Source organism: Nocardioides malaquae (assembly GCF_015070385.1).
Lineage (GTDB): Bacteria > Actinomycetota > Actinomycetes > Propionibacteriales > Nocardioidaceae > Nocardioides > Nocardioides malaquae.
Map to the genome: position 1 here is coordinate 186,777 of NZ_JADCSA010000006.1, position 20,987 is coordinate 207,763.

Annotated in this window: 21 protein-coding genes; 17 read left to right on the forward strand and 4 right to left on the reverse strand. The window is 69.9% G+C overall.

Annotated features, from left to right (window positions below):
• Positions 1 to 5 precede the first annotated feature (5 nt).
• From IEQ44_RS08240 to IEQ44_RS08255, 4 genes are all read left to right on the forward strand, one after another.
• On the forward strand, positions 6 to 2,048 hold the full coding sequence (locus IEQ44_RS08240; RefSeq protein WP_193637962.1) for an ATP-binding protein: 2,043 nt from the start codon (positions 6 to 8) through the stop codon (positions 2,046 to 2,048).
• On the forward strand, positions 2,045 to 3,208 hold the full coding sequence (locus IEQ44_RS08245) for an acyl-CoA dehydrogenase family protein (RefSeq protein ID WP_193637963.1): 1,164 nt from the start codon (positions 2,045 to 2,047) through the stop codon (positions 3,206 to 3,208). The genes IEQ44_RS08240 and IEQ44_RS08245 overlap by 4 nt, the downstream gene beginning before the upstream one ends.
• A 471-nt stretch (positions 3,209 to 3,679) precedes the next feature.
• Positions 3,680 to 3,871: a hypothetical protein gene (locus tag IEQ44_RS08250; RefSeq protein ID WP_193637964.1), complete on the forward strand. Its 192-nt coding sequence runs from the start codon at positions 3,680 to 3,682 to the stop codon at positions 3,869 to 3,871.
• 120 nt (positions 3,872 to 3,991) lie between these two features.
• A complete protein-coding gene (locus IEQ44_RS08255) occupies positions 3,992 to 5,419 on the forward strand; it encodes an alpha/beta hydrolase domain-containing protein (RefSeq protein WP_193637965.1) in 1,428 nt (475 codons plus the stop codon).
• A gap of 42 nt (positions 5,420 to 5,461) precedes the next feature.
• Here IEQ44_RS08255 and IEQ44_RS08260 read toward each other — a convergent pair whose 3' ends face one another.
• From IEQ44_RS08260 to IEQ44_RS17675, 3 genes are read right to left on the reverse strand one after another with little or no spacing between them, the layout of a single operon-like run.
• The gene (locus IEQ44_RS08260) at positions 5,462 to 6,172 is read right to left on the reverse strand and encodes an anti-sigma factor (protein ID WP_193637966.1); all 711 of its coding nucleotides are present in this window, start codon (positions 6,170 to 6,172) and stop codon (positions 5,462 to 5,464) included.
• The gene (gene sigK, locus IEQ44_RS08265) at positions 6,169 to 6,813 is read right to left on the reverse strand and encodes an ECF RNA polymerase sigma factor SigK (protein WP_193637967.1); all 645 of its coding nucleotides are present in this window, start codon (positions 6,811 to 6,813) and stop codon (positions 6,169 to 6,171) included. The genes IEQ44_RS08260 and sigK overlap by 4 nt, the downstream gene beginning before the upstream one ends.
• A 52-nt stretch (positions 6,814 to 6,865) precedes the next feature.
• Entirely contained in the window at positions 6,866 to 7,495 is a 630-nt protein-coding gene (locus IEQ44_RS17675) for a fasciclin domain-containing protein (protein WP_193637968.1), read from the reverse strand.
• A gap of 212 nt (positions 7,496 to 7,707) precedes the next feature.
• Between IEQ44_RS17675 and IEQ44_RS08275 the strand changes: the two genes are divergently transcribed.
• The gene (locus IEQ44_RS08275; RefSeq protein WP_193637969.1) at positions 7,708 to 9,369 is read left to right on the forward strand and encodes an ABC-F family ATP-binding cassette domain-containing protein; all 1,662 of its coding nucleotides are present in this window, start codon (positions 7,708 to 7,710) and stop codon (positions 9,367 to 9,369) included.
• A 3-nt stretch (positions 9,370 to 9,372) separates the two neighbouring features.
• Here the strand turns inward: IEQ44_RS08275 and IEQ44_RS08280 are convergent, their stop codons facing one another.
• Positions 9,373 to 9,543 (reverse strand): hypothetical protein, encoded by a 171-nt coding sequence (locus IEQ44_RS08280; RefSeq protein ID WP_193637970.1) that lies wholly within the window; start codon positions 9,541 to 9,543, stop codon positions 9,373 to 9,375.
• Positions 9,544 to 9,842: 299 nt separating this feature from the next.
• On the opposite strand from IEQ44_RS08280, the gene IEQ44_RS08285 reads away from it, so the two are divergent.
• The 12 genes from IEQ44_RS08285 to IEQ44_RS08340 are packed head-to-tail and all read left to right on the forward strand — an operon-like array spanning position 9,843 to position 20,946.
• On the forward strand, positions 9,843 to 10,064 hold the full coding sequence (locus IEQ44_RS08285; protein ID WP_193637971.1) for a phosphopantetheine-binding protein: 222 nt from the start codon (positions 9,843 to 9,845) through the stop codon (positions 10,062 to 10,064).
• Positions 10,061 to 11,179 (forward strand): acyl-CoA dehydrogenase family protein, encoded by a 1,119-nt coding sequence (locus IEQ44_RS08290; RefSeq protein ID WP_193637972.1) that lies wholly within the window; start codon positions 10,061 to 10,063, stop codon positions 11,177 to 11,179. Before IEQ44_RS08285 ends, IEQ44_RS08290 begins: the two co-directional genes overlap by 4 nt.
• Positions 11,176 to 11,967, forward strand: a complete 792-nt coding sequence (locus IEQ44_RS08295; RefSeq protein ID WP_193637973.1) for a class-II aminoacyl-tRNA synthetase family protein — start codon at positions 11,176 to 11,178, stop codon at positions 11,965 to 11,967. The genes IEQ44_RS08290 and IEQ44_RS08295 overlap by 4 nt, the downstream gene beginning before the upstream one ends.
• Positions 11,964 to 12,986 (forward strand): TauD/TfdA family dioxygenase, encoded by a 1,023-nt coding sequence (locus tag IEQ44_RS08300; RefSeq protein WP_193637974.1) that lies wholly within the window; start codon positions 11,964 to 11,966, stop codon positions 12,984 to 12,986. Before IEQ44_RS08295 ends, IEQ44_RS08300 begins: the two co-directional genes overlap by 4 nt.
• Before the next feature lies 1 nt (position 12,987).
• The gene (locus tag IEQ44_RS08305; protein WP_193637975.1) at positions 12,988 to 14,379 is read left to right on the forward strand and encodes a hydroxymethylglutaryl-CoA lyase-like TIM-barrel protein; all 1,392 of its coding nucleotides are present in this window, start codon (positions 12,988 to 12,990) and stop codon (positions 14,377 to 14,379) included.
• A 3-nt stretch (positions 14,380 to 14,382) separates the two neighbouring features.
• Positions 14,383 to 16,053 (forward strand): asparagine synthetase B family protein, encoded by a 1,671-nt coding sequence (locus IEQ44_RS08310; protein WP_498371222.1) that lies wholly within the window; start codon positions 14,383 to 14,385, stop codon positions 16,051 to 16,053.
• A complete protein-coding gene (locus tag IEQ44_RS08315) occupies positions 16,050 to 16,613 on the forward strand; it encodes an alpha/beta hydrolase (RefSeq protein ID WP_193637977.1) in 564 nt (187 codons plus the stop codon). Before IEQ44_RS08310 ends, IEQ44_RS08315 begins: the two co-directional genes overlap by 4 nt.
• Positions 16,610 to 16,855, forward strand: a complete 246-nt coding sequence (locus tag IEQ44_RS08320; protein ID WP_193637978.1) for a hypothetical protein — start codon at positions 16,610 to 16,612, stop codon at positions 16,853 to 16,855. Before IEQ44_RS08315 ends, IEQ44_RS08320 begins: the two co-directional genes overlap by 4 nt.
• Positions 16,852 to 17,916 (forward strand): DUF2332 domain-containing protein, encoded by a 1,065-nt coding sequence (locus IEQ44_RS08325; protein ID WP_193637979.1) that lies wholly within the window; start codon positions 16,852 to 16,854, stop codon positions 17,914 to 17,916. The genes IEQ44_RS08320 and IEQ44_RS08325 overlap by 4 nt, the downstream gene beginning before the upstream one ends.
• On the forward strand, positions 17,895 to 18,794 hold the full coding sequence (locus tag IEQ44_RS08330) for a beta-ketoacyl-[acyl-carrier-protein] synthase family protein (protein WP_227487127.1): 900 nt from the start codon (positions 17,895 to 17,897) through the stop codon (positions 18,792 to 18,794). The genes IEQ44_RS08325 and IEQ44_RS08330 overlap by 22 nt, the downstream gene beginning before the upstream one ends.
• Positions 18,791 to 20,209, forward strand: a complete 1,419-nt coding sequence (locus IEQ44_RS08335) for a class I adenylate-forming enzyme family protein (protein ID WP_193637981.1) — start codon at positions 18,791 to 18,793, stop codon at positions 20,207 to 20,209. The genes IEQ44_RS08330 and IEQ44_RS08335 overlap by 4 nt, the downstream gene beginning before the upstream one ends.
• Before the next feature lie 11 nt (positions 20,210 to 20,220).
• On the forward strand, positions 20,221 to 20,946 hold the full coding sequence (locus IEQ44_RS08340; RefSeq protein WP_193637982.1) for a phytanoyl-CoA dioxygenase family protein: 726 nt from the start codon (positions 20,221 to 20,223) through the stop codon (positions 20,944 to 20,946).
• Positions 20,947 to 20,987 lie beyond the last annotated feature (41 nt).

Below are 20,987 nucleotides of genomic sequence, written 5' to 3' on the forward strand. Positions count from 1 at the left end.
AACCCATGACTGACACCACCAGACCAGCCATCCCCCCGCGCACGATCACCCGCGTCCTCGTCGCCAACCGCGGCGAGATCGCCCGCCGGGTCTTCACCACGGCGCGCCGCCTCGGCATCGAGACGGTCGCGGTGCACTCCGACGCCGACGCCGGCCTGCCGTTCGTCGCCGAGGCCGACCAGGCGGTCCGCCTGCCGGGCAACACCCCGGCGGAGACCTACCTGCGCGCCGACCTCGTCATCGAGGCCGCGAAGAAGACTGGCGCCGACGCCATCCACCCCGGCTACGGCTTCCTCTCGGAGAACGCCGACTTCGCCCGCGAGGTCATCGCCGCCGGCATCGCCTGGATCGGCCCCGACCCGGAGTCGATCGTCTCGATGGGCTCCAAGATCGAGTCGAAGAAGCTGATGGAGGCCGCCGGCGTGCCCGCGCTCGCCGACCTCGGCACCACGGCCACCGAGGCCGACCTGCCGCTGCTGGTCAAGGCCAGCGCCGGCGGTGGCGGTCGCGGCATGCGCATCGTCCGCGACCTCGCCGACCTGGCCTCCGAGGTCGAGAAGGCGTCGGCCGAGGCGGCGTCCGCGTTCGGCGACGGCACCGTCTTCGTCGAGCCGTACGTCGAGCACGGCCGCCACGTCGAGGTGCAGGTCGTCGGTGACCGCGCCGGCAACGTCGCCGTCTACGGCGAGCGCGACTGCTCCATCCAGCGTCGCCACCAGAAGGTCATCGAGGAGGCCCCGGCCCCCGGCCTCTCCGAGGAGACCCGCGCCGCGCTCCACGACGCGGCTCGCAACGCCGCCGCGGCGATCGACTACGTCGGCGCCGGAACCGTCGAGTTCCTCGTCGACGCGAACGACCCGACCCGCTTCTGGTTCCTGGAGATGAACACCCGTCTCCAGGTGGAGCACCCGGTCTCCGAGGCGATCTTCGGCGTCGACCTGGTCGAGCAGCAGATTGCCGTCGCCGAGGGTCGTACGGTCTCCGTCGAGGTCGGTGAGCCGCAGGGCCACGCGGTCGAGGTCCGCCTCTACGCCGAGGACCCGGCCAACGACTGGCAGCCCCAGTCGGGCACGCTCGCCTCCTTCGAGATCCCGGGCGTCCAGACCGAGTTCGCCAACCCGGCCACGGGCGCCACCCCCGGCGGCCTGCGCCTCGACACCGGCTTCGTCGCCGGCTCCGAGGTCGGCACGCACTACGACGCGATGCTCGCCAAGGTGATCGTCCACGCCGCCACCCGCGAGCATGCCCTGCGCCAGCTCGCCGGCGTGCTGGCCAAGGCCAAGGTCCACGGCCTCACCACCAACCGCGACCTGCTCGTCGAGGTGCTGCGCCACCCGGTCTTCGCGGCCGGTGACGTCTCCACCGACTTCTTCGAGGTCCAGCAGCTCGCCACCCGCAGCACCGGCGTCGACGAGACCCTGGTGGAGCGCTCCGCCTTCGCCGCCACCGTCGCCCTGATGGAGCGCGCCCGTGAGGCCCGCACCGTGCAGCGCGGCATCCCGGTGGCGTGGCGCAACATCGTCTCCGCCCCGCAGGTGACGGAGCTCGCCCTCGACGGAGCGGACGAGCCGGTCCGCGTGGAGTGGTACGGCGGCCGCGACGGCTACTCCGGTGCCGCCGGCACCGTGCTCGCTGCGTCGACGACCTCGGTGACCCTCGAGCACGACGGCGTCGCCGTGACGTACGCCGTCGCGATCGACGCCGGTGACGTCACCGCCCCGGTGGTCCACGTCGACTCGCCGAGCGGCTACGTCAAGCTCACCAAGGTGCCGCGCTTCGTGGACCCGGCCGACCAGGTCGCCACGGGTTCGCTGCTCGCGCCGATGCCCGGAAGCGTCATCTCCGTGGCGGTCGAGGAAGGGCAGCAGGTCACCGCCGGCCAGACCGTCCTGGTCATGGAGGCGATGAAGATGCAGCACACCATCGCGGCCCCCACCGACGGTGTGGTCGCCAGCATCAACGTGAAGCCCGGCAGCCAGGTCGGCGCCGGCGACGTCCTCGCAGTCGTCGAGGGCGACTCCGACAGTGCAGAAGGAGCAGAGGCATGACCGTTGCGTTCACCGAGCCCGAGGAGCGCGTCGCGCTGCGTGAGGCCGTCGCCAAGCTCGCCGGCAAGTACGGCCGCGAGTACGTCGAGAAGCAGGCCCGCGAGGGTGGCAAGACCACCGAGCTGTGGATGGAGATGGGCCGCAACGGCTTCCTCGGCGTCAACATTCCCGAGGAGTACGGCGGCGGTGGCGGCGGCATGTCCGACCTGGCCGCGGTGCTCGAGGAGGCCGCCGGCCAGGGTGCCCCGCTGCTGATGATGGTCGTGAGCCAGGCCATCTGCGGCTCCATCATCGGTCGCTACGGCACCGACGAGCAGAAGCAGCGCTGGCTGCCCGGCATCGCTGACGGCTCCATCACGATGGCCTTCGGCATCACCGAGGCCGACGCCGGCTCCAACTCCCACAACATCACCACCACCGCGAGCCGCGACGGTGACGAGTGGGTGCTCAAGGGCCAGAAGACCTACATCTCCGGTGTCGACGAGGCGCAGTACGTCCTCATCGTCTCGCGCACCGAGGACGCGAAGACCGGCAAGCTCAAGCCGGCGCTCTTCGTGGTGCCGACCGACGCCGACGGCTTCTCCAAGCAGGTCATCGACATGGCCTGGTCGGCGCCGGAGAAGCAGTTCACCCTCTTCATCGACGACGTCCGGGTGCCCGCCGACGCGCTCGTCGGCGACGAGGACGCCGGCCTGGTGCAGCTCTTCGCCGGCCTCAACCCCGAGCGGATCATGGGCGCGGCCTTCTCCTGCGGCATGGCGAAGTTCGCCATCGACCGGGCCGTGGAGTACGCCAAGACCCGCACCGTCTGGAAGGCGCCGATCGGCTCCCACCAGGGCATCGCGCACCCGCTCGCCAAGGCCAAGATCGAGCTGGAGCAGGCTCGCCTGCTGTGGCAGAAGGCCGCCGCGATGTATGACGCCGGTGACGACTTCGGTGCCGGTGAGTACGCCAACATGGCCAAGTACGCCGGGGGCGAGATCGCCTGCACCGCCACCGACATCGCCGTCCACACCCACGGCGGCAACGGCCTCACCGTCGAGTACGGCCTGGCCAACATGATGGTCGCCGCCCGCCTCGGCCGGATCGCCCCGGTCAGCCGGGAGATGATCCTCAACTTCGTGGCGATGCACTCGCTGGGGCTGCCGAAGTCCTACTGAGTCACCCCCCCCCCCGCAGAACCCGACAGCCGCCCGGCCACCTCCCAGCGCCGGGCGGCTGTCGTCTTTCCGGCCTCACGCACTCGATTCGGCAGGCATTTCGACCCGCGACATCGTCTGTCCCCGCTCAGCGGGGGCGGGTGGCGCCGTGAACTGCCTGCTGAATCGTGAGCCCCGGGCCCGGCCCATTGGCTCGCGAGCGCCTTGTCCTGGTTGCCGCCAGGTCAGTTCCATGATTGGCTCCTGGGGGCCGGTCGACAGCCCGCCGCAACACCCGCAGGACCGCTCAATCACATGGCCCGCGTCCGGCGTCGCGAGAGGAGTGAACTTCAGATGTTTGGAATGGCCCTGCCCCTGATCATCATGGCGCTGACCTCGGCCATGGCCGTGGTGATCATCGTGATGACCACGACCCGTAAGCGTTGATGGGATCAGTTGTCTCTCCATCCACTGCACATCGAGGTGATCATCATGGACACGCTGGGCACGTGGCTGGGCCGCCATGGGTGGGTCGTCGTCATCGCGGTGATGCTCCTGGTCGGCACTTGGTCCTTGGTGGACGAACAAGCGGCGAAGTGGGTGAGCACCGCGTTGCTCGTTTTGGGACTGATGGCGCTCGCCGCCTCGAGCCTGTGGCGCGGGTCGAGGTCTGCCCGTCGGTGAAGTCTCCTTGTGAGCCGCTGAATCGTGAGGCGCTGCGCCCATTGTGCTGAGGCGTCGGAACCCGCTAGACATGATCAGTCGTGCTGGAGGGCGCGGCCGGGATCTTGGGAGGGAACCCACATGTCTGTGCGCACGCGCCTGCTCGCCACCACCCTGACTCTCGCCGCTGCGCTGGTGGCGGCACCAGCTGCCCTGGTCCCCGGGGCGCAGGCCCTTCCCGACTCCCCTTCCGGGCGGAGCGTCGCCGACACCGACGGCCTGGTCCGGGCGCCCGAAGGGCGGCCCCAGGCTTCGATCGGCGACCTGACCGCCCCGGCCGGCTACGTGGAGTCCGAGTTCTTCCTCTCCGGCGAGGCCGACTCCTACAGCGAGGTCGGCGAGTGGGGGCCCGACGGCAAGTGGGAGGCTGAGGTCGACCGCGCCGACGTGCCCTTCACCACCCGGTTGATCGTCAACCGTCCGGAGGACCCGAGGCGCTTCAACGGCACGGTGTGGGTGGAGTGGCTCAACGTCAGCACGGGCGCCGACGTGGCGCCCAGCTTCGTCCAGGCTCGCGACCGGATCCTGGCCAGCGGGGCCGCCTGGGTCGGGGTCTCCGCCCAGCGAGCCGGTGTGGAGGCCGCCAAGCGCAACGACCCGCGCTACGAGCCCCTGGAGATCACCTCCGATGCCTTCAGCTACGACATCTACGCCCAGGCCGGGAGGGCCGTGCGCAAGCAGGCGGCCGAGATGCTCGACGGCCTGCGCCCGCGCAAGGTGATCGCCTCCGGTGAGTCGCAGTCGGCCTTCCGGCTGACGACCTACGTCAACGCCCTGCACCGTGCCGACCGGGTCTTCGACGGGTTCCTCATCCACTCGCGCTACGCGCCCTCCGCGCCGCTGGCCGAGGACGGCTTCTTCGGTGACTACTCGCCGACGATCCGCACCGACGTCGGCGTGCCCGTCTTCCAGCTCCAGACCGAGGGCGACCTCGGCAACTGGGAGTCGGTGCGTCAGCCCAACCGCGGCAAGGTGCACACCTGGGAGGTGGCCGGTTCGGCCCACGCCGACGTCCACACGGTCGAGTCGACGCTCGGCAAGGAGACCACCCCGGAGGGCGTGGCCTGGCTGATGGGCTGCGACAAGCCGGTCAACGACTTCCCCTTCCGCCACGCCGCCAACGCGGCCTACGCGGCGATGGACCGCTGGGTCACCTTCGGCATCCGTCCGCCCGCCGCCAAGCCGATCGAGATCGTCGACAACGTCATCCAGCGCGACCGCGACGGCAACGCCAAGGGAGGCGTACGCCTGCCAGACCTCGACGTGCCGGTCGCCACCCACTCCGGGCTGGGCAACTCCTCGACCGAGGCGGGCAACTTCATCTGCGGCCTCTTCGGCACCACGAAGAGGTTCACCACGGAGCGGCTGAGCGAGCTCTACCCGACGCGCCACTCCTACGTGACCGCCTACACCGTGCGCACCATGCTGGCGGCGGCACGCGGCCACATGACCTGGTCCGACGCCCACGCCGCGATCGCTGCGGTGAGGAAGGCTCCGCTCCCTCGCTGACGCCTGCGATTGCGGCTGTGCCGGCGCCCGACGGCGTGAGGCTCAGCTCTCGGCAAGGTCGAAGAGCACGATCGGGTCCGAGGTCGGGGCCTTCGACCCGCCGATCGGCTCGACGGTGATGCCGACGCCGGTGGCGTCGCGGGCGGAGCCGTCGAGCACCAGCGTCTGGTCAGGCGTGCGGGCCATGACGCCGGCGGGCACCATGTCGTCCTGCGGCGTGGCGAACCAGACCTGGTAGACCTTGCCGCGCGGCGGGGCGACCATGTCCTCGGTTAGCAGCACTGCGCGGTCCTGCGAGACCGAGCGCACCACGGTGGCGCGACCGGCCTCCCCGAGGTCGACGACCTCACGCTGCGCGTCGTCGGCGGCGAGCACCCGCTCGGCCACCGTCGGGGTGTGGGTGGTGGAGTCAGGCCCGTCGCCCAGCGAGCTCCACACGGCCACGCCGGCGCCGGCGACCACGACGGCTGCCGCGGCGGCGAGCAGTCCGGCGCGCTGCCGCGGGAGTACGCGGCGACGCACCACGGGCGGCAACGGACGGACCTGCGCGACCGCGCTGCGTACGTCGTCGGTCAGGGCCGGCGGTGCGGTCACCGCCGTGAGCTCGGTCAGCAGGGCGGCCGCCTCGCGCAACGAGTCGACCTCCTCGGCGCACTCCTCGCAGTCGGCCAGGTGGCGCTCGAAGTGCTCGCGCTCGGCGTCGTCGACGGCATCCAGGGCGTAGACGCCCGTGAGCAGGTGGAAGTCGCTCATGGTGTGCCCACCCCCAGGGTGTCTCGGAGCCTGATCAGGCCGTCTCGGATTCGGGTCTTGGCGGTGCCCAGTGGCACCTCGAGCATGGCGGCGACCTCTGTGTGGGTGTAGCCGCCGAAGTAGGCCAGCTCGACGGCCTCGCGTTGCATGGGTGTCAGCTCGGCCATCGCCCGACGGACCCTCTGGCCCTCGAGCGAGGCCTGTGCCGCCTCGAGCGTCTGGTCGTGGTCGACCTCGCGACTCTCGCGCTCCCAGACCTGGTCGCGACGGGTGGCGCTCTCTGTGGAGCGCACCCGGTCGACCGCGGTGCGGTGCACGATCGTCATCAGCCAGGCCATCGCCGAGCCGCGGCTGCTGTCGTGGCGGGCGCTCTGGCGCCACACCTCCAGGTAGGCCTCCTGGGTGACCTCCTGCGCGTGGGCCGGGTTGCGGACCACCCGCAGGGCCATGCCGTACGCCCTCGCGCTCGTCGCCTCGTAGAAGCGGGCGAAGGCTGCCTGGTCGCCGCGGGCCGAGGCGCGCAGCAGGTCGGCCAGCTCGGCCGGACCGACGGTGCCGGCCGTCGAGGCGGGGGCCAGCGCCCCCGAGGGCTCCGCGGGGGCGGAGTCCTCGGGGGGCGGCACGGGCCGGAGATGGTCCACGGCGATCCTCAGTAGGGGTGGTCGCTCAGGGGGTCGTCAGCACCTGAGGTGCTCAGGGCATGAGCACCGTGTCGATGACGTAGACCTTCGCGTTGGCCGTGTCGATGTTGCCACAGACGATGGCGGCCTCGTCGACCGTCCAGTCCTCGCCCGAGCCCTCGACGGTCACGGTGGTGCCGTTGAGCGTCTCGTGGTCACCGGCGATGGCGTCGGGGCCGGCCTCGGCGCCCACGACGTGGTGGGTCAGCACCTCGGTGAGGGCCTCCTTGTCGGCGAGCAGCGCGTTGAGGTCCTTCTCGGGGATCTTGGCGAAGGCGTCGTCGGTGGGCGCGAAGACGGTGAGGGCCTCGGCGGAGTTGAGGGTGTCGACCAGACCGGCCTCCTGGATGGCGGAGACGAGGGTGGTCAGCAGGGGGTTGCCGGCGGCGGCGGTGGCGACGGGCTGGTCGGCCATGGTGGCGGCCGATCCGTCACCCTCGGCGGGCAGCTGGTCGCAGGCCGGGCCGAAGGCGGCGTCAGCGGCGGGGGCGGTGGAGTCGTCCTCCATCGGCGTGGGGGTGGCGGCCGGGGTCTCGGCGGTGTCGTTGGCGGAGGAGTCCTCGTCCTCGGCGCAGGCCGAGAGGCCGAGGGAGACGGTGAGGGCCAGGGCGGCCAGGCCGACGGAACGGTGCGAGAGCTTCATGACGAATGCCTTTCGTGCGGATGGTTCACGGTCAGTGCCTGACGGCTGCGTGTTGCTGCCGTCACGGGGAGTTCGGAGCGAGCGCCGGGGCGGATTGGTCCGGCTGGAAGAAAGTTCAAGGAATTTCGTCGACTGCTCACCCCTTGCCCTCCACGGTCCGTGGGCGGCGTCGGTCTGCGGGGGCGGCGCGGGTGGCCTTCTAGGCTGTCCGGGTGAGCGCAACCCTCGTCGCGAAGGACCTGGCCGGCGGCCACGGCCACCGCACCCTCTTCGACGGCCTCGACCTCGTCGTGGCACCGGGTGACGTCGTCGGGGTGCTGGGCGCCAACGGGTCGGGCAAGTCGACGTTGCTGCGGATCCTGGCCGGCGACCTGGAGCCGCTGTCGGGCTCGGTGTCGTACGCCCCGGCGGACGCCTTCGTCGGCTGGTTGCCCCAGGAGCACGAGCGGGTGCCGGGAGAGACCGTGGCCGCCTACCTGGCGCGCCGCACCGGGGCCAGCGACGCCACGGTGGAGATGGAGCAGAGCTCCCTCGCCCTGGGCACCGGGCTTCCCGGCGCCGACGAGGCCTACGCGGCGGCGTTCGACCGCTGGATGGCGTCGGGTGCCGCCGACCTCGAGGACCGGATGCCGAAGGTGCTTGCCGACCTCGGGCTGGACGTCGGCCCGGACGCGGCGATGACCTCCCTCTCGGGTGGGCAGGCGGCGCGGGTCGCGCTGGCGGCGCTGCTTCTCAGCCGCTTCGACGTGGTGCTGCTCGACGAACCGACCAACGACCTCGACCTCGACGGGCTGGAGGTGCTGGAGAGGTTCGTGCAGGGGCTGCGCGCCGGCGTCGTCCTCGTCTCCCACGACCGCGAGTTCCTGGCGCGCTGCGCGACCCGCGTCGTGGAGCTCGACCTGGCCCAGCAGGAGGTCACCGTCCACGACGGTGGCTACGAGTCGTTCCTGGCCGAGCGGGCGGTGGCGAAGCGGCACGCGCGTGAGGCCTACGAGGAGTTCGCGTCGACGAAGGCCGACCTGGTGGCGCGGGCCCGCACCACCCGCGAGTGGAGCTCGCAGGGCGTACGCAACGCGATGAGGAAGAGTCCCGACAACGACAAGATCCGCCGCCGTGCGCAGGCCGAGTCGAGCGAGAAGCAGGCGCAGAAGGTGCGCCAGATGGAGTCGCGGATCGCCCGGCTCGACGAGGTCGCCGAGCCGCGCAAGGAGTGGGTGCTGCAGTTCGACATCGCTGCCGCGCCCCGCGGGTCGTCGGTCGCCGCCGTGCTCGACGGGGTGGTCGTACGCCGCAGCTCGACGCCGGACGACCCCAGCGGCGACTTCACCCTCGGGCCTGTCTCGCTGCAGGTCGACGCCGGCGACCGGATCCAGGTCACCGGACCCAACGGCGCCGGCAAGTCGACGCTCCTGGCGGTGCTGCTGGGCGAGGTCGCCCCCGACGAGGGACGCGCCTCGTTGGGTGCCTCGGTGCAGGTCGGCCGCATCGACCAGGCGCGCACCGGGCTCGACGACGCGCTGCCGCTGGGGGAGGCGTTCGAGGCGGTGGTGTCGGAGATGGCACCGGCCGACGTGCGGACGCTGCTGGCGAAGTTTGGCCTGAAGGCCGACCACGTGGCCAGCCCGGTGGGCCGACTGTCAGGTGGCGAACGGACCCGAGCGGCGATGGCGCTGCTGCAGGCGCGCGGGGTCAACCTGCTGGTGCTCGACGAGCCGACCAACCACCTCGACCTGCCGGCGATCGAGCAGCTCGAGCAGGCGCTGGAGTCCTACCCCGGCACGCTGCTGCTGGTCTCGCACGACCGTCGGCTGCTGGAGAACGTCGAGGTGGACCAGCGTTGGCACGTAGAGTCGGGGCGCGTCATACGCGTCTGACGCTCACCCGCGGCTCAGCGGTTGGATCTCGGTGACGCCGTGCCACGAGGGCGACGAGCCGCCGGCCCAGCAGCGTGGCGAGGGTGGGCCGGTAACGATCAGCACGAAGGCCGGTGCCGTGCCGTCGCTGGTCAGGCGCCGCGGTAACAGCCGGCGACCAGCATGGTGAGCCACGCGGCGACTCCCGGGACCAGGGCAGCGACGGTCCGCATGGCCCCCGTTTTTCCCTGACTGCGACCCATACGCCCCAAACAGCTTTCAGGCGAGAGGGGCCCTGCTCCATCATCAACTTTGATGATGGAGCAGGGCCTCTATAGCGCTTGGCAAGCTTAATTCCACCGCATAGACAACATGTGGGACGCCATTGACGTGAGCCGCAGCCAAAGGCTTGATTGAGGCAGTCACTCACCTACCGACCGGTAGGGCCATCTCGGGCAAGGGTTTATTTTGTGGTGCAAGAAATTCGTACGACTATGGTCGGACTTCCAGCGCTGGCGGACATCGCCTTCTCCATCGAGGAGGACGGAGACCTCTGGGCTGCTGGCATGGACTCGCTGACCAGCGTCCAGCTGCTCCTCGTACTCGAAGAGAAGTTCCAGGTCGAGCTGCCGGACGAGGCGTTGACCTTCGAGACGTTCAGGAGCATTCGGACGCTTTCGGCGGTCCTCGAGTCCAACGGCGCGTCGGCTCGATGAGCGTCCGGGCCGAGGACAGCTCGCCGCCCAGGGGTGCCCACCAGCCGACGGATCCGCTGACCCGTGTCGTCGCCGTCGCTGCGGCGCACGCACGAGCGGTGGACCGCGAGGCACGCTTCCCGCACGAGGCCGTGGAGTCACTGCGCGAGAACGACCTGTTGAGCGCGGCGCACCGTATGTCCGTGTCGGAGATGGTGGTGGTGGCCGAGAGGTTGGCGCGGGCCTGTGGATCGACCGCGATGATCTGGGCCATGCACCAGGTCCAGCTCGCCTGCCTGGTGAGGCACCATCCGACCTTGCCCCTGCTGGACCGTGCGCTGCGGGAGCAGTGGCTCATCGCCTCGGTCACCAGCGAGGTGGGTGTCGGCGGCAACCTGCGCCGCAGCAAGGCGGGTGTGAGCGATGGAGGACATCACCTCTCCAAGCGAGCGCCGACGGTGTCCTACGGCGAGCACGCGCAGGCCTACCTGATTACCGCGCGCCGTGACGACGAGACGGGAGGGAGCGATCAGGTCGCGGTCCTCGCGGTCCGGGAGCAGGTGACCCTCAACCGGACCGGGGAGTGGGACGTGCTGGGCATGCGGGGGACCTGCAGTCCTCCCTTCCAGGTGGAGGCCCAGTTTGATCCCGACCAGGTATTTCCGGTCCCGTTCGCGGAAATCGCGGGCAGCACGATGGTTCCCCTTTCGCACGTCCTCTGGTCGGCCGTCTGGATCGGGCTGGCCCAGGAGGCCGTGAGTCGCGCCCTCGCCATGGCGAAGGCCAGGTCCACTGCCGACCCTGTGCTCGCGCGGGCCCACGTTCTCCTCGCGGCGGCTGGTGCGCAGCTGGACTCGGGCCTGCGAGCGGCGCAGCCGGTCCTGGAAGGAGAGGCCAGGTCGACGTTCGCCCTGGCTCTCGAGATGAACGCCCTGAAGGTGGGAGTCTCCGAGACCGCGGTGGAGGTCGTCGGACTGGCCCTGCGTTCGTGCGGCATGCCGGCCTTCGCTGAGACAGGCCCCCATTCGATCGCGCGGATTTTGAGAGACATCCACAGCGCTCCCCTCATGATTGGAAATCGCAGGCTCATGGAGAACAATGCCCAGCTGCTCTTGACCTTGCGAGGCGACTCGTGACCGCCACTGACCTTGACCTCGGGTGGGGCGTGGAGCTGACCTCGGCCCCGACGGAGCGACTGCTGCAACTGCTCAGGTCGCAACTGGGCGCCGTCTTCGACTGTGACCGCTCCGACCACTTCTTGGCGCCCCCGGTGATGGCTCGCGGGACGGCGGAGCGTGCAGGCTACCCGGACACGTTTCCCCAGCTCCTCGGCAGCGTTCACGCTGCACCGAACGGCGGTGACCCCGCCGCGACGGACCTCGTCCTCACGCCGGCGGCATGCCACCACGTCTACCCGTTGGTGGCCGACAGGGTGCTCGATCGGTCACTGACCTTCGGCGTGGAGGCCCCCTGCTTCCGGGCCGAGGCGTCCAGTGAACCGGGACGGCTGCGGTCGTTCCGCATGTACGAAGTGGTGAGAATCGGCCCCGCCGACGAACTGACGGCCTGGCGTGACATTCAGCTGGACAAGATGGCGCAGTGGCTGACCAGTCTCGGCCTGGAGCCCACTCTTGCTCCCGCGTCCGACCCGTTCTTCGGTCGCCCTGGGCGCCTCATGGCTCAGACCCAGCTCGGCCAGCAACTCAAGTGGGAGGCCATGGTCGCCGTGGCCGACGGTCTGGAGCAAGCAGTGGCCTCGGCCAATTACCACAAGGCGCACTTCGGGGAGACCTTTGACATCACCGACCCGCAGGGGCAAGAGCTGCACAGCGCTTGCGTCGCTTTCGGGCTCGACCGCATCGTCCTGGCGCTGCGTCACCGTCACGGTGCCGGCCTGGAGTCCTGGATGGAGGAGCAGTCATGACCGTCGTCGACAGCGCCGTCACCCCCGTGGGCCACGGCTGGCTCGGTGCTGAGCTGTCCACCGATCCGGGCCGTTGGCGCTTGGAGGTGCCGTCAGAGGTAGCCGACGAGCTGGTGGCACTCGCCCGCGACGTGGACCCGGCGTACCCGGACCGTGTCGGTGAGCTCCTTCCGGTCACCTCGAGAGCGCTGCAACGGTTCGCAGCAGAGGTGCGCAGTCGTCTCGCGGGAAACTTGGGGATGGTGCTGCTGAACGGGTTCCCGTTGGGCGATGAGGCCGTCGGTGCCTACTGGATGTTGGGGTCCCTGCTCGGGCGCCCCGTCTCCCAGACCAAGGCCGGTCAATACGTCGTGGAGGTGGCCGACCGGGGCGCAGACATCAGCGAGCCGAACCAACGGGGTCATCGCAGCGCGAGTGCCCTTCCGTTCCACGCGGACCGCACCGACGTGATCGGGCTCCTCTGCATCCGTGCTGCCGAGGAAGGAGGGGGCAGTCAGGTCGTCTCGAGCAAGGCGCTCCACGACATCGTGCTGGCCGAGCGTCCCGACCTGCTGTCGGTCCTGTACGGCCCGTTCCCCAACGACCAGCGCGACGAGCAGCGCGAGGGCGATGCGGCATGGATCCCGCTGCCCGTCTTCAGCCGGACCGACGGTGACTTCGCCGCGCGGTACGTGCGGCGGTTCATCGAGGGGTCCCAGCGTCACGCCGACGCTCCGCGCCTCACACCGAGGCAGGTCGAGGCGATGGATTTCCTCGACGAGGTCCTGCACCGGCCCGAAGTCTCCCTGGCAATGGACCTTCGGCCGGGGGACCTCCAGTTGATCAACAACTTCCACCTGCTGCACGCCAGGGCGGCCTTCAGGGACCGGACAGGGGAGGGCGGGCGCCTGCTCGTCCGCCTGTGGCTGAGCTTTCACGAGAGCCCGGAGCTGCCGCCGGAGTACGCGCCTCTCTTCGGAGCCACGGGTCGGGGACAGTACCGCGGTGGTGTGTGGCCCGCCGACGTGATGGGGGAATGACGTGCAGCAGCGACAGGTGAAGATCATCGACGCGACCCTGCGGGAGGGGATGCAGAGCGCAGGCGGCACCTTCTCGGTGGAGCAGAGCATCGAGGTTGCGCTGCAGTTGGCCGGGTGCGGGGTCGCCACCGTCGAGTGTGGGCACCCTGGCATCGGCAGCGAGGAGCTGTATCGAGTATCGGCCGTGGTCGACGCGCTAGAGGGGCGCATTCCTGTGCTCGGCCACGCCCGGGCGCTGGAGGCCGACGTCGACGCCGTGGCCAAGTCGGGAGCGGAGTGGGTCGGCATCTTCCTCGGCGTCAACCCCCTGTCGATGGCGAGCCGTATGCCGGGTTGCTCACGCGACGACCTCTTCCGCAGGATCGAGGAGTCAGTGTCCTGTGCCCGTGAGCGTGGGCTCGCGGTGCGGTTCACCGTGGAGGACGGAAGTCGTACGGACCTCGAGGTCATGCTCGAGGCCAACGCAATCGCCCTCGCGGCCGGGGCCGCCAGGGTCTGCCTCTCCGACACAGTGGGAATACTGGAACCCACGCGCATCGCGGAGGTCGTCCAGTCGCTGAGGGCTGCTGTGGGGCAGGCGGACCTCGAGGTACACCTGCACGACGATCGCGGCCTGGCCATGGCCAACGCGCTCGCTGCCATGGATGCCGGGGCGAACTGGATCTCCACCTCGGTCAACGGTCTGGGCGAGCGGGCCGGGATCGTCGACCTGACGACGCTCCTGGCCAACCTCGCATACCGCGACGGCAGAGAGCTTCCCGCCGGCGAGACGATGCGAGACCTGAGCCGTCGGGTTGGGGCGTACTCCCGGTCCGCCCCCGATGACCGCCGGCCGGTCGTGGGTGCCAATGCTTTCCGGCACGTCGCGAAACTGCACGTGACGGCTGTCGGCCGGGATCCGGAGACGTACGAGTGGATCGATCCGGCGCGCTTCGGCGTCGAGCGGGTGCTGGGCGGCAACCCGCTGCCACCCGTCCCGAACGAGTGGATCGTCAACCCTCCGATCATCTCGGCGGAGGAGCTGCGCTACCACCGTGCGGGCCCGGGCGATCGGTTCGTTCTCGTCGACGAGAGATTCGTCCCCGGCTCCGGGCAGTACTGCATCGCCCGCCGGATCCCGCGTCTGGACGAGTACGGTGCCGGGCACGTCGACGAGCACGTGCATCACTGCGACAGCCTTTTCGTCTTCCTCGGTGCCGACGACGACTACCAGGGACTCAGGACGGAGGTCAGCCTCGACGGGGAGTACTTCACCGTCCAGAGCCCGGCCTCGGTGTTCATCCCGGCGGGCGTGAGGCACAGCTACCGCGTGGTCGGCGGTGCCGGCACCTACCTCAACTACGTCTTGGCCGGTGACTACAACTCCAGCCTGCTCGACCCCGTGGGGGTATGACCCGTGTGTGGAATTGCGGCCGTGAGCCTGCGTGACCCCGAGGGCTCGGCCGCCCTGACGGCGCGACTCCTGGCGCAGCTGAACCATCGGGGTCCGGACGGGAGCGGTGTCCTGGAACGGGGCTCGTCATCCATCGGGATGGCGCGACTGAGGGTCCGCAGCGCGGCGTCCGACGACGTACCCTTCACCGCCGGCGACGAGGTGCACGCCTTGAACGGTGAGGTCTACCACGCGGGCGGTCGTACGCCCGCCGGGGGCCTCGAGGAGGCACTCGCCTGCGCACCCGGTGCAGATGGCATGTACGCGGTGGTCAGCGCCACGCGGGACGGTCGGCTCGAGGTCGCGCGGGACCCCCTCGGGATCAAACCGCTCTTCGTGCGGGAGTCCGACGAGGGCGTCGCCATCGCCTCGGAGGTCACCCCACTGCTTGACGCCTTCGGGCCGGCCCCTGTCCGGAGAGAGGCGTTCGCCCAGTTCCTGGTGACCGGGCGGAGGGTCGTGGACGGTGGCTCCTTCTTCGAGGGGATCCGTCCGGTGCGGCCCGGTGAGCGACTCACGGTGTCCGGGGGGAAGGTCGTCTCCACCCGGCACGGTGGCGTGGCGGTGCCCGAGCCGGTGGGGAACGGGACTCCGTCCGCGGCGGAGCTCCGGGAGGCGGTCTCTGTGGCCGTCGACCGGGTCCTGCTCGCCGACCGACCGATCGGGTTGGCCTTGAGCGGTGGCCTGGACTCCACGATCTTGGCGGCACTTCTCGCCGAGCGGGGGGTCACTGACCTCCCCACGGTCAGCATCTGCCCCGAGGGCAGCAGTGATGGGGTCCGGGAACTAGCTGAGCTGGGCCTCTCGGGCACCCGCTCGTGGCAGCACAGCTGGACGCCCTTCGAGGCAGCCGACCTGCTCGACGAACTGCCTTCCGCGGTGCAGGTCATGGGTGAGCCGACCGGCATGTCGAGTCTCCCGATGTACGCCCGCCTGGCGCGCCTCGCTCGTGAGAGCGGCATCACCGTCCTCGTCGTGGGGGAGGGTGCGGACGAACTCTTCGGGGGTTACCAGAGGTATGCCAACCTGCGGTCGGGACAGCACGCGACCGCCCTGGACTTCTACCTCGCCGAGGAACGGCGCACCATGGCCACGGAGCTTCTGGGCTGTGACGTCGTCGAGGAGGCCGTTGAGACCTTCCGAGGTGAGCTTCCCGAGGGACCTGCCTGCGAGGTCGTGCGCAGTCACGAACTCCAACACAGCCTCGAACCCCTGCTGCGGCGCACCGACCACCTGCTGATGGCACAGGGCATCGAAGGCAGGACACCGTTCCTCCACGGAGGTGTGCCCGCACTGGCGTCCCGTCTGACCCCTTCGCAGCTCGTGCGGGGCGGTGAGACCAAGGTCGCACTGCGGGAGGCCTTCTCCGACCTCGTGGGCGAAGGCCGGCGAGAGGTGCCGAAGATCCCATTCAGGGCGCCGGTGGCACGGTGGCTCGGTGGCAGCCTACTGCCGCGGGTCGATGCCGAACTCGCGGACTCGGTGGGCCTCCTGAACGACTGCCTCGGAGTATGCCCGGACGGTGTCCAGACGCTGCGGAAGCGCCTTGCCGGCGGCCAGGAATCTGCCTTTCCCACCGCCTTCAACCTCCTCTCCACGATCCACTGGCTCACTTGGCTGGAGTCACGGGGATGACCACCCTGCTGATCGCCCTGCACGGTTACGGAGGCACTGGCGCGGACATGGCCCAGGCGCTCAGCGCCGGGCACGAATCCGTGCCCTTGGAGGCGCCCGACGGGCCCGTCCGCGCTTCCCTGGTGGGACGAGGGCGTGCCTGGTATCCGCTTACCTCGCAGATGGACCTGGTGCGGCAGTGGTCCAGGGAGGTCTCCCCCGACGTGGCCCGGCTCGTACGAGCCGCACAGGCGAGGCACGGAGCCTCCCCGGACCGGACCGTCCTCGTGGGCTTCTCGCAGGGGGCGTCGGTCGCTGCCGCGCTCCTGCGGCACAGCCCCCTGTGTCACCGGGTTGTCCTCGCGTGCGGCCGCCTTCCCGACGGCGCCCCGCCCTGCGAGGAGGTGCTGACCGTCACCGGCGAGGACGACCCGTTCGTCCGCACCGAGGACGTCCGCACGGACGTGGGTGCCGTGCGGGCCCGCCACGTCACCGTTCCCGGAGTGGGACACGAATTCACGCACGACGTCGCGCAGGTCGCCCTGGCCTTCGCGACCGGACCACAGAGGAGTCACGAGTGATCTCGGAACAGCAGTTCATGGAATCGGCGGCCACGTTCCTCCGGCAGCGGCTCGGGGAGGGGGCCGCGGCAGTCGACGCCGACACGGAGCTGATCGAGTCGGGTTTGCTCGACTCGCTCCTCGTCCTTGAGTTCTTCTTCTTCCTCGAGGAGCTGACGGGCACCGCCATCGACCCGGCGCAGGCCTCGGCCAAGGACCTCGCCTCCCTCCGCACCGCCTACCGCGAGCTGGTGATGGCATGACGCTCACCATCGCCGAGGTGCAGGCGGGCTGCGAGTGGCAGCGACGCCTGTGCGAGAAGAACGGTGCACCTACGTACGTGGCGCTCATCGACGAGCTCCTCGCACGGCTCGGGCGTGACGACGTCGTCACCAAGCTCCTGACGTCCGAGGAGCAGGACCCCGTCCAGTCGGCGCTCTGCCTTCGCCTGTTCGGTGCGGTGAACCGGGTGGCGCTGGCCCAGTCAGCCCCCTGGATCCGCCAGCGCTACCCCGTGCTCGGGGGCGAAACGGACACGAGTCGCGTGGCAGGGGAGTTCATCGACTTCCTCAAGGCGAACCTGGCGCAGGTGTCGAACGAGATGAAGATCGGCGTCCAGACAAACGAGGTGAGCCGGGCGGCACCGCTGTCCGCCGCGATCAACTTCGTCGCCACCGAGATCGGCCTTCCGGTGCGCCTGCTCGAGGTGGGGGCGAGCGGGGGACTGAACCTCCTGATGGACCAGTACTACGTCGACGCCGGGACGTCGTCGTGGGGGCCCGCGGACTCGCCGTTGAAACTCGTAGGGCAGTTCGCGCACGGGGCGCCGCCCACCGTCCAGGCCGACGTCGTCGAGCGACGGGGCTGCGACCTCAACCCGATCGACGTGCACCAGGACGCCTCGGCCCAACTCCTGGAGTCGTTCGTCTGGCCCGAGCACGTCGACCGTGGGCGACGCGTCCGTGCTGCCATCAAGGTGGCTCGGTCGCAGCCGCCGCTCCGGATCGACCGGTCGGACGCCACACCGTGGGTGAAAGAGGTCGCCCGCGGAGGTGACGTGGGGGTGGCGACCGTCGTCTTCCATTCGATCGTCCTGCCCTACTTCGACCCGGCGGCGCGCGACGAGTTCGTCTCCACGGTCCGTGAGCTCGGGGAGTCGGCCACCGAGGACAGGCCGTTCGCGTGGGTCTCCATGGAGCCGACCGCCGACGACTCGAGCGTGGTCGAGCTGACCTGTGAGCTGTGGCCCACGGGGCGCCGGATGCTGCTCGGCCGCATGAACCCCCACGGCATGGGTGTGTCGTGGCACCCGGTGGCGCAGTGAGCGTGATCTCCTCCCTGGCCACAGCAGTGGGCACAGGAACCCTCCTCGAGGAGGTCCCGAGCATCTCGGCCGAGATGGCCGAGGCGCTCTACGCGCGAGGACAGCGGTTCTGCCCGCTGACGGAGGACCAGTTCTCACTGGTGGAGTTGTCGGTCAGGGAGACCCTGGCCTCGGTCCGGGTGGACACCGTGGACCACGTCCTGGTGGCGACCGAGACGATGACGAGCACGGAGTCACGGGCGGGGCACGAGCAGTTGAGAGGCCGACTGCACCGGCTCCTGTCGGACCTCGGGTTGGGCCACGCCTCCCTCACCGCCATGACGTTCGGCGGCTGTGCGGCCGTGATGAGTGCGCTGGAGTACGCCTCCCTCCTCGTCGAGGCACAGCGCGCCGACTCCGTGCTCGTCGTGGCGGTCGGGGCCTTGAGGGACGACGACTCCCGCGTCCTGGCGCCGTCGATCTCTGCGATCGGTGATGGCGTCGCGAGCTGCATCGTGAGCGTGGGCGGGGCGGGGTGGAGGCTGGACTGGATGCGACGCCAGGCATTCCTCGGCATCTCCGAGTTCGACGCCGCCGAGGACTTCGGCCCGTCGTTGGTGGCCCTGGGGCGGGCACTCAAGACATTGCGTCCCAGTGCGGCCGCCGGGGCCCAGCCCCAGGTGCTCGTCTGCAACAACTATGGCCTGCCGACCCTCAGGCTCTTCGCCAGCACCCTGGGAGTGGAGGAGGTGTTCACTTCCAACGTCGGGCGCCTGAGCCACCTGGGCACGCCCGACATCCTGGTGAACCTGGCTGACCTCGGGGCGCACGTCACCGAGGTGCTCGCTCTGGCGACTGGTCCCGCGGACTGCGTCCTGGCGCGGATGGAGCGGACATGACGCTGCTCGAGGTCTATCTGGAGAGGGCTGTCCGTACGCCGGGTGCCCCCGCGCTCGTCCATGCGCGCGCGCCGCACCAGGTCACGTTCACCTGGGCGCAGCTTGTCGACCGCGCCCGGGAGATCTCCCTGGCGTTGCCTCCCCGGGCCCGCGTCGCCGTGACCATGAGGGACCACCCGGACCTGGTCCCTTCGGTCCTGGCGGTCTGGTCTCAGGGCGGAGTGGTGGTCCCCGTCGACAGTGAGTGGGGGAGCCAAGTGAGGGAGGTGGTGCTGACGCGCTCCGGCGCGACCCACCTCCTCGACTCAGGGGGTGTTTCGCCGAATGCCCTCGCGAACCCGGATGCACCTGCTCTGCCCGCCGACACGGCGATGATCAGCTACACGTCGGGGTCGACGTCCTCACCCAAGGGCGTCGTGCTGACTCACGGTCAGCTCCTGCACGCGTACGAGACCGCAGGCGTGAAGATGCGCGAACACCTCGGGCACCAGCCCATGGTCTTCGGGGCCAGCATGAGGATGTCCGGCCTCGGGGTCCTCGGCATGACCTACCTGTGGCCTGCCGTCATGGGAATGTCGGTCGTGGTCCTGCCGGAGCTCGGGCTCACGTCGGCCCGAGACCACTGGAGGCTCCTCCGGGAGCATGGTGTCCAGCTCACCTACCTCGTGCCGCCCCTGGTGGAGCTCCTCAACCGCATGGGACAGGACCCCGGGGGCGAGGTCGTCACGTGCCTGAGCGGCGGGGCGCCTCTCTCGGCCGCTGGTCAGTCTCTCTTCCAGGACCGCTTCGACGCCGTCCTGCTCAACGTCTACGGCATGACCGAGGTCGCGTTCGCCGCCTTCTTCGGCGACCTGGAGGACGGCAGGGGCACGCACTCGATCGGGGTGCCCGTGACGGTGTCGGCCCGCCTGCGAGACGCCCAAGGAGCGGTGGTCGAGGGCGAGGGCGAGGGGGAGATCGAGCTTTCCGGTCCGTCGCAGAGCTGCGGCTACTACGACAACGACGAGGACACAGCGGCGTTGCTGCGCGAGGGGTGGGTCCGCTCGGGCGACCTCGGTCGGCGGGACGCAGAGGGCCGGTACTGGATCACGGGCCGTCGCAAGGACGTGGTCCTCAAGGGCGGCTTCACGATCTACCTGCACGAGATCGAGGAGGCCGCCGGACAGATCCCCGGAGTCGTGGAGAGCGTCGCCGTACGACTCGACCTCCCGACCGGTGAGGACGTCGGACTGATCGTCTTCGCCCCCACAGTCCCCGCCGCGGAGGCGATCCAGAAGGAGCTCAGCGCGACGCTCGGGCGACAGCGGGCGCCCCGCCGCGTGGTCCTCACAGCAGAACCGTTGGCACGACTCGGCCAGGAGAAGCTCGATCGACGAGCGGCCATGGTCCGTTGGCAAGAAATGATCTCGAACTGATGGAGGCAACAGTGGTTGAGCACGACGTCACCGCATGGGCGGCGGAGGGTTTCGCGGAGCTCGGACAGCGTCTCGAGGACGATGACCGGATCGCGTTGTTGGAGCACTTCGACCGCATGGACTCGGGTGCTCGCATCTCCCCCGGATACCAGGCGCAGTACGACGGGGAGGGCGACACCAGGCGACTGCGGAAGCTGCGTCGCCTGATCTGGAACGACCCGGGCTTCTTCGGGCCGATCCTGAACCGTATGGGTGCCCCGGACCTGGCGGAGGACCTCATCGGCCCGCAGGCCGCGATCATCCTGCACGCGGCGTTTCTGAAGCCGGCCCAGGTGGGGACGCACGTCGCGCCTCATCAGGACCAGGCGTTGTGGACCCACGACTACCCGGGTGCCTTCAGCATGTGGACGGCACTCACGGACGTGGGGCCACGCAACGGGGGACTCCACGGCTACCCGAGGTCTCACGCGGGAGGAGTGATCGAGCACGCCCCCGATGCCGAGCACCCTTGGCACGACACCCTGACGCACGTGTCCGACACCTTGGGTGAGCGGCACGAGTTCCACCTCGCTCCGGGGGACTCAGTGATGTGGGACCGCCTGTTCGTCCACGCCAGCGGACCCAACACCTCGTCCGAGGACCGGAGAGGGATGGTCGTTGTCTTCGCCAACGCCGGAGCCCCCGGGTTCCACGCTCGTGACGTCCTGGGTCTCGAGGAGCTCCGCTCCATGGCGTGACCAGGAACCAGGTCCGCGTCGCCAGCTCGTCGAGCAGTTCA